Here is a 7,095-nt window from a genome sequence, read left to right as displayed (position 1 = left end):
ATTTGAGATTGCCGAAACTGTTCTTGCACATACAGTTGGGAGTTCAGTGACGAAAGCCTACATGCGAACGGATTTTTTAGAGCAACGGCGTGTTCTTTTAGAGCTGTGGGCTAGCTTTATATCGGGAGTGGTTTGACAAAATATTCTAAGGCCATTAGAGCATAAATATAATTATTGTTATTCTACCTTAATGGCAACCCTAAAGCTTTAAAGAAACGTTGATGTCTTTTCTCAGTATCAGCTATGAGCTTACTAAACGAAATAACCTCTATATAGGACTCATAACTCTTATGATATCCAAAATATCCCATATGATCGCCTGATTCTGTTAAATCCCAACGTTTGCAGCACTCTTTTATTTTTGGAGTTAGATCACAGACGACATAACAGTAACCGGGAACTTTTCCATCCAAATTTATTGGACGCCCTTTTGGGGTAAGTACTTTGCCTGCACGAATTTTTTTCTAGATAAGTAATGACCTGCAAAATAGGATCTGTTTCGGTACCAGCTTTCGCGTCATCTCTCATGGGACGCTTAATTTCTACTATAGTAAGAGATGCCAAAGTAGGAGATTCTAAACCCTCTTTGCTATCTGATACTAATAAAGGATTCCAATAAATAGAATTATTACATAATTCTAAACTACATATATCAGGTCTTTCCTTTTCCATAGAGCCGGTAATAGACATTTTTTTAATAATAAATCAGAAGCTAAATAATCATGAAATACTAATTTTTCGTCTATCAACCACAAGTTACAATTATCCATAGCTACAGAATTAGAATCACACTTCATGGGTACTATGAGTTGATGAATAACGTCTTCTTTAATATATTCTTTACCACCGTCATAAAGAGAATTTAAAGATTCCTTCAAAAGTTCTATGATAGTTTTTCTATGGAATAAGTAATTTGCCAAATCGGACTTTTTAAGATCACATACAGCATTTACATATTTATTAATTCTTGCTGCATAACTATCTGTATTTTCTCCTTGTTGAACTGCTAAAACATTATGACCTTCTTCTAAAATTTCATTTTCTACTCTAGCAAGACATTCATGCAAATGTAGTTCCAATTTTTTATCATTTATTTTAGGTGAAATCATATAGTCATTGTCTGTTAAATAGTTTAGGAGTGGACGATAGCGTGGTACTTTATGTGTGAACTTTCAACTATCTCCTTACTGTTTTGAATGTTTTGCTTTAATTCTACAGCTAAATATTTTTGAATTCTTTCATAAATGGCTTGTCGTATTATCGGAAATGATATTTTTTTCCTTCAAATAAATCTTCTTGTTTATTTTCAACATTTTCTTCAATATCAAAGCCTATTCTTTCAGAACGTACTCTTTCATCTAAAAAAAGAGAGCTTACATAGCAAGAGTAGATAAATTCACCTATATCATCTTGCAGTTTTGATTGCATACCCGGAATTTTCTCAGATAACTTTTCTTTTGTAATAGCTCTATTGCCTGCACAAAAAACATAAAGCCTGATTTTCTAAAGGTAAGGATCTAAATTTAATATGCATAATAGAAAAATTATAATTTTCTATTTTTATTTTTTCATTTAAAATGGCTCCATGCATGCATTGTTCATATAGATCATTTAATAATATCTTTTCTGTGTCATCTTCAATAGTTATGAAAGGGCAACCACCAGTTCTTGCAAAATACCAGAGACAATGTTCTAAGAGTGCTTTTGCGATAGATTGTAGTTTTTTAGGAATATGATTTTTATATTTTTGGTTTAGACCTGTTAACTCAACAATAGTTTCTCTCTTCGTACAATTATCTTGAAATTCATCTAATTCTTTTATACCTGCAGCAGCATCAAATAAAAATGTGCGCCCTTTTAATCCTCTATCTGTTTCATAAATACTCCTGATTTTTATATTATCAAAAGCTTTAAGCCATAAAAGTCGTCCTATACCATGGCAACCTTTATCTCTTTTATAATCTGAGTCTAAAGTTTTAAATGATTGAAAATTATGATCATTAAAGCTTGTACCATTGTCGATCACTTTAAAACCTACAATTTCTGTCTCGTTTAGTTTTTCTGTATCTTTGTCAAGTGGTAGTGAAGCTTGCTTCGATCTTATGACTGAAACTATAATGTAGCGTGAGGAAAAATCATTTCCTATTTCTTCAATGGAATGAATAGAATTTACAACTGCTTCAAAAAGAGGCAGTAGAGCATGATTTTCTGGTAAAGATGTATTTCTTACGCGGCCACTTAAATTTGTTTTCATTATCCACTCTAATCTATAAAAGACAATCAATTGTGTCGTTTTACAAAGATTTGACTTCCTCTTCATCCTTAAAGGATTAAAATTTCGAAGCTGTTCATATCAAATACAGTTTATTAGAAGCTTTAAATTCATGAAACAATTAATTCAAAGATTAATTCTTTGAGAACCACTGTTTTAAATGGGCGAAGATATTGTCTATCGTCTCCATGAGACGAGCAAAATTAAGAAACCATTTTCTAAAGATTTTCGCACATCTCAGAATGTATTTAGAGTCGGATATTTGGTTTTTGTGTAAAAATACTTACAAACGCATCCATAATACGTGAAAAATCAAGTGCTAATAAGAGTATAATGAGTACAATCCATTTCGTATAACGAGACATCACTTTTACACTTTTGTAGGTCATGATGATTTCTTGAAGTATTTCTTTTTCTGCTTCTGTAAGCTCTATATCGTCTTGTGTTTTTTTTCTAGCCATGTTTCCACCCACACAAGCGTTCACCTAGAGTATTGTGCTTTAAGATCTCTCTTGCTAAGTTTGAACTGATGGTGTTCAGATCTTGCTGGCTTAAATAAATTGGCAACCAGCCAACACAAGAAGAAGCATATTTATTTGTCGCGCAACCAGTCAGAGAGAACAGTACGCACATCAGCATCACTTTTTTGATTAATTTCATTTTCTACCTCAAGCCGTGTTGTGGCTGCTTTTAAAGCTTTTTCTGTTTGCTTTTGTTGCTCTGCTTTTTTCCCAAGATTAAAAGCTCTTGCTAAAATCATAAAAAAAGCGGCTAAAGCCGCACCTGTTAGCATCAGATTTCTTTTCATCCATAAGATCATAGACGATGCTCCTGAAAGCGTTTAGCAACAAAGAAAATACCAGCACATGCGGCTAAAACCATAATGGTGGCCAAAGCCCATTGGATTGGTCCATTTCCTGCTAATAAGCCTCCAAGCCCAGAAAAAGAACCAATAATCGGTGCAAGGGCTTCGGCTTTGAAAACCCCCGTTGGTGCTTGCGTTTCTACTGTTTGGTAGTTAGAGGAAACAAAAGCACCTTTCGCCCATAAGCCTGCTTCTGCTGCACGCCGGTGTGCGAGACCTTCAAGACGCTTTCCGCCTGCTTTGGTCCATTTCTGTAGCTCTGCAGGGACAGCTTCATATTCACCTTGATTGAGCTTTTTTAACAGTGTCGAGTTACAAAAGGCTCCTGTTCCTACATTATAGCAAAACGACACTAACGCCGCGAATTGTTCATCTGTTAATGAAACTGTAACAGCGCGTTCAACGACATTTTCAAATTGTCTTAAATCTTGGCAAAGAAGTTCTTCTGCTTGCTTTTCAGTGATTGTCATGCCTTCGTAAATAAAAGGCTTTCCAGCACTGTTTGTATGTCCATAACCTATTGTCCACACCCCAATGGCATCTTTATAGGCGTTCAAACGCAAACCTTCCCATTGTTTAATAAGTGCTAGTCCTTCTGATGATATTTTTCGCATGTGTTGCTCCATAAAAAAAACCCACACAAGGCGGGGATGAGTGAATATTAAAAATTGCAATTATTGCCTTTTATTAAAAATCTCGTTTCATGTAACTTTTTTCTGTGTTATACGTTACATGAAACATAATGGAGATTTTGTTATGGCTACAATGCACGTTAATGAACGGGTTCAAAAACACCGCAATACGCAAAGAAAAGCAGGTTTGCGCTTAATGCAGATTTGGGTTCCAGATACACGCCAGCCAAATTTTGCAGAAGAGTGTCGCCGCCAATGTCGCTTAGTAGCAAAAATGGATAAAGCTGATACATCTATACAGTTGTTTATGGATCAATCTTTAATGGATGTTGATGGTTGGACAGAATGATGCGTGGTTCTCTGGTAACAATAGCGATACAAGGTGATTTTGGTAAACCAAGACCCGCATTGATCATTCAAGCTAATCAATTTAGTGAACATACCAGCATGACGGTTTTACCAATTACAAGTACACTTGTTGATGCGCCATTACTCCGCATTACGATTCAGCCAAACGCTAAAAATGGTTTGCAAAAACCTTCGCAAGTAATGATTGATAAGATTATGACGGTAAGATGTGACAAAATGAGTTCCATTTTTGGCTCTCTTCAAGCAAAGGAAATGCTGGAGATTGAACGTTGTTTGGCTGTATTTTTAGGAATAGTAAAATAAAAATTGGATTTTTTTCTTCGGAAAGATAGCTTGGTTAAGCTTCATGTAGCTTTTTCATTGGAACAAAAGAATGTATTTGACATTATCTATTATGTAGCATATAAACTACAAATATTTATTGTTAAAAAAACACACTATTTTACAGAGTGGTTAGATTCGTTAAAAGACAAACAAGTGCAAAAGAAAATTGCTGCACGTATTTTCCGCCTTGAATATGGGCTTCTAGGAGACGTGAAATATTTCCGTGGCATTGGTGAACTAAAAATAAATTATGGACCAGGCTATAGGATTTATTTTGTAAAACAAGGGAAACAAATCATTTTGTTATTAAATGCTGGTGATAAATCCACACAACAAAAAGATATCGAAAAAGCCCTTCAATTAGTAAAGGAAATGAAACATGGAAATTACTAAATTTGATGTAAGTGAATATTTTAATACACCTGAAGACTTTAAGATCTTATTAGATGATGCTTTAGAAACCAAAAATAGCGGTTATATTGCACATGTATTAGGCATTATTGCGCGTAAACAAGGAATGAAAGCTGTTTCTCAAGAAACAGGACTAAATCGCGAGTCTCTTTATCGTTCTTTAAGCGATAAAGGTGATCCACGGCTTTCTACTTTTCTTAGTGTTTTAAGTGCATTAGATTTGCAAATGAGTTTGACACCTATTCAAAAGAATTGTAAGGAGCAGACAACTTTAGAAGAAGCATCTTAACCACCTCCCCATTTTGAGAACGGGGAGGGGCATATTTTTTACTTAAGCAACCTTTTTAATGGGGCTCTCGAAATTTGGTTCATAAGCGCGTAACAAAGAATCCATGCTATGCGGTAACTCTGAATCTCCAAAATCTGTAAGAATTGCTAAAATCTTTGTAATATTGGGTAGTTCATCCTGAAGTTTTGAAATCAAAGCTTTTTCTATTACACTCATAGTGTCAACCAGAGCAGTACAATCTTTATCGCTCATATTTTCATGTCTAGAAAATCGAGATAATGCCATCCATAAGTCACATAAGAAGTTGGTATCTATCTTCATTGTACACCCCCATGGATTTGTTCTCTTAAGCATGCTAATCCTCTGGAGGTAATTTTTGTTGAAGGGAGTACCTTTTCTGTACCATCTGGTTTTTGAATGGTGATAGCAGGGCAGTCCATGAATCCTTTCTTTATCTTATCTTGATAAGGTAACAAGGGAGCTCCTGGAGCCCGTCGATACACCCAATCATGTTTACGTAAGTAATCCGTTAAATCTTTTGGTCGTACTTCAAGCATCTTTGCTGCTTCAATAAGACCAAACAACCCATCAGAGCGTTTTAAACCATCCAAAGCTCTGCTTTTGGTGCTAATTCGGCAATGGTGTTATCCTTCTGTTCGATTTGATTTTGTAAGTGATTTAAAACACCAAGTAATGCTTCGGGTTTGGAGTAGTCAACTTGTGGTGTTGCTACTTGTTTCAAAAGCCGTTCGCATTTGATAAAGTATTGACGCGCTTCATGCCCTTTATCATTACGCTCTATCATCGAAAGATGTTTAGCCATGTCTAATGTAATGTGGTATTCTTTTACCTTTCCACCGTTTTCTAAATTTTTAGAAAGCGTTATAAAGTTTATATTTTCCAGAAACTTACATTCTTTAATGCGATTTTTAATCCAGTCTGCAAACTTTGATGTAATTCCTAAAAATGCGTGCAAATCACGCGCATTAACAGTTTGAACAGTCTCTTGATCAATGACCTGTTCTGATATTTCTATAAGTGTGTTCATGAGAACTCCTGTGTAATTAGACGTTTTTGATTGACACTCAATAAAAGAGTGCCGGGTGCTCAAAAACACGGTACACAGTCCGTCGTTATGCTTTTCCCAAAAGGGTATTGTATAGCATAACCACACCCGACAATGTCATTATACGCATGTAGCATATAACAAGTCAAAGTCTTTAATGCGCGGAAAAGAGATTGGTTCGGCAATCCACCCGCTGTGTATTTAAGGTGTTTTTGAGGCACCTGATTCGATTATTCACATTGTCGCCACAATGTCAAGTGGCAATGTAATGTTTTTATAAAAGTAATCTGTTAAATCTTTTGGTCGCACCTCTAACATTTTTGCTGCTTCAATAAGACCGAACAGCCCATCAGAACGCTTTAAACCATCAAGTGCTTTTGCTTTTGGTGCTAATTCGGCAATAACATGATCTTTTTGCTCAATTCGACTTTGTAGGTGATTTAAAACACCAAGTAATGCCTCCGGTTTGGAGTAGTCAACTTGTGGTGTTGCTACTTGTTTCAAAAGCCGTTCGCATTTGATAAAGTATTGACGCGCTTCATGCCCTTTGTCATTCCTCTCTATCATAGAAAGATGTTTAGCCATGTCTAAGGTGAGAGCATAATCTTTAGAAGGACGTCCACCTGAACTTTCGCTCAAAAAAGAGCAAAAGTCATGCTCTTCTTTAAATTTACAATCTTGAATACGTCTGATAATCCAATCTTTAAAACTGGTTTTTACTTCTAAAAATGCGTGTAATTCGCGAGCGTTAACAGTTTGAACTGTTTCCTGTCCAATTATTTGTTCTGATATTTTTGCTAATTTATATCTTCCTCATCCATATGGATGACGCCTTCACCTTCGTCGCATGCGTTTGGTGGGGCGTTT

12 protein-coding genes and 2 pseudogenes are annotated in these 7,095 nt (G+C 35.6%); 5 read left to right on the top strand and 9 right to left on the bottom strand.

All coding sequences use genetic code 11. The annotated features are described in order from the left end of the window. Positions 1–136: pseudogene (locus ACFIL7_RS04180) on the top strand (integrase); the annotation flags it as partial. Between the two features lie 502 nt (positions 137–638). Here ACFIL7_RS04180 and ACFIL7_RS04175 read toward each other — a convergent pair. The 6 genes from ACFIL7_RS04175 to ACFIL7_RS04150 all read right to left on the bottom strand — a co-directional run bounded on the left by ACFIL7_RS04175 (position 639) and on the right by ACFIL7_RS04150 (position 3,751). Next, on the bottom strand, positions 639–1,109 hold the full coding sequence (locus ACFIL7_RS04175) for a hypothetical protein (protein WP_375634685.1): 471 nt from the start codon (positions 1,107–1,109) through the stop codon (positions 639–641). 148 nt (positions 1,110–1,257) lie between these two features. Beyond that, positions 1,258–1,428 (bottom strand): hypothetical protein, encoded by a 171-nt coding sequence (locus tag ACFIL7_RS04170; protein ID WP_375634684.1) that lies wholly within the window; start codon positions 1,426–1,428, stop codon positions 1,258–1,260. 40 nt (positions 1,429–1,468) lie between these two features. Next, a complete protein-coding gene (locus ACFIL7_RS04165) occupies positions 1,469–2,254 on the bottom strand; it encodes a hypothetical protein (RefSeq protein WP_375634683.1) in 786 nt (261 codons plus the stop codon). A gap of 266 nt (positions 2,255–2,520) precedes the next feature. Continuing rightward, the gene (locus ACFIL7_RS04160) at positions 2,521–2,733 is read right to left on the bottom strand and encodes a hypothetical protein (protein ID WP_015856478.1); all 213 of its coding nucleotides are present in this window, start codon (positions 2,731–2,733) and stop codon (positions 2,521–2,523) included. Between the two features lie 131 nt (positions 2,734–2,864). Continuing rightward, positions 2,865–3,092, bottom strand: coding sequence for a hypothetical protein (locus tag ACFIL7_RS04155; RefSeq protein WP_375683384.1), 228 nt, complete (start codon positions 3,090–3,092; stop codon positions 2,865–2,867). Continuing rightward, entirely contained in the window at positions 3,089–3,751 is a 663-nt protein-coding gene (locus tag ACFIL7_RS04150; RefSeq protein WP_375635151.1) for a lysozyme, read from the bottom strand. Before ACFIL7_RS04150 ends, ACFIL7_RS04155 begins: the two co-directional genes overlap by 4 nt. A gap of 142 nt (positions 3,752–3,893) precedes the next feature. On the opposite strand from ACFIL7_RS04150, the gene ACFIL7_RS04145 reads away from it, so the two are divergent. The 4 genes from ACFIL7_RS04145 to ACFIL7_RS04130 all read left to right on the top strand — a co-directional run bounded on the left by ACFIL7_RS04145 (position 3,894) and on the right by ACFIL7_RS04130 (position 5,162). Continuing rightward, complete coding sequence (locus ACFIL7_RS04145) at positions 3,894–4,118, top strand: antitoxin MazE family protein (RefSeq protein WP_375635099.1); 225 nt, start codon at positions 3,894–3,896, stop codon at positions 4,116–4,118. Continuing rightward, a complete protein-coding gene (locus ACFIL7_RS04140; protein WP_208431501.1) occupies positions 4,118–4,441 on the top strand; it encodes a type II toxin-antitoxin system PemK/MazF family toxin in 324 nt (107 codons plus the stop codon). The genes ACFIL7_RS04145 and ACFIL7_RS04140 overlap by 1 nt, the downstream gene beginning before the upstream one ends. A gap of 111 nt (positions 4,442–4,552) precedes the next feature. After that, the gene (locus ACFIL7_RS04135; protein ID WP_006589072.1) at positions 4,553–4,855 is read left to right on the top strand and encodes a type II toxin-antitoxin system RelE/ParE family toxin; all 303 of its coding nucleotides are present in this window, start codon (positions 4,553–4,555) and stop codon (positions 4,853–4,855) included. Further along, positions 4,842–5,162, top strand: a complete 321-nt coding sequence (locus ACFIL7_RS04130; protein WP_375635100.1) for an addiction module antidote protein — start codon at positions 4,842–4,844, stop codon at positions 5,160–5,162. The genes ACFIL7_RS04135 and ACFIL7_RS04130 overlap by 14 nt, the downstream gene beginning before the upstream one ends. A 42-nt stretch (positions 5,163–5,204) precedes the next feature. Here the strand turns inward: ACFIL7_RS04130 and ACFIL7_RS04125 are convergent, their stop codons facing one another. The 3 genes and pseudogenes from ACFIL7_RS04125 to ACFIL7_RS04115 all read right to left on the bottom strand — a co-directional run bounded on the left by ACFIL7_RS04125 (position 5,205) and on the right by ACFIL7_RS04115 (position 7,020). Further along, the gene (locus ACFIL7_RS04125) at positions 5,205–5,483 is read right to left on the bottom strand and encodes a hypothetical protein (protein WP_375635101.1); all 279 of its coding nucleotides are present in this window, start codon (positions 5,481–5,483) and stop codon (positions 5,205–5,207) included. Continuing rightward, positions 5,480–6,210: pseudogene (locus tag ACFIL7_RS04120) on the bottom strand (antA/AntB antirepressor family protein). Before ACFIL7_RS04120 ends, ACFIL7_RS04125 begins: the two are co-directional and overlap by 4 nt. 252 nt (positions 6,211–6,462) lie before the next feature. Beyond that, positions 6,463–7,020, bottom strand: coding sequence for an antA/AntB antirepressor family protein (locus ACFIL7_RS04115; protein WP_375683385.1), 558 nt, complete (start codon positions 7,018–7,020; stop codon positions 6,463–6,465). Between the last annotated feature and the right edge of the window lie 75 nt (positions 7,021–7,095).

Source organism: Bartonella sp. AP3QHHD, from assembly GCF_042195765.1.
Lineage (GTDB): Bacteria > Pseudomonadota > Alphaproteobacteria > Rhizobiales > Rhizobiaceae > Bartonella.
The sequence above is the reverse complement of the archived record's forward strand: the minus strand, read 5'-3'. Positions and strand labels throughout refer to the sequence as shown.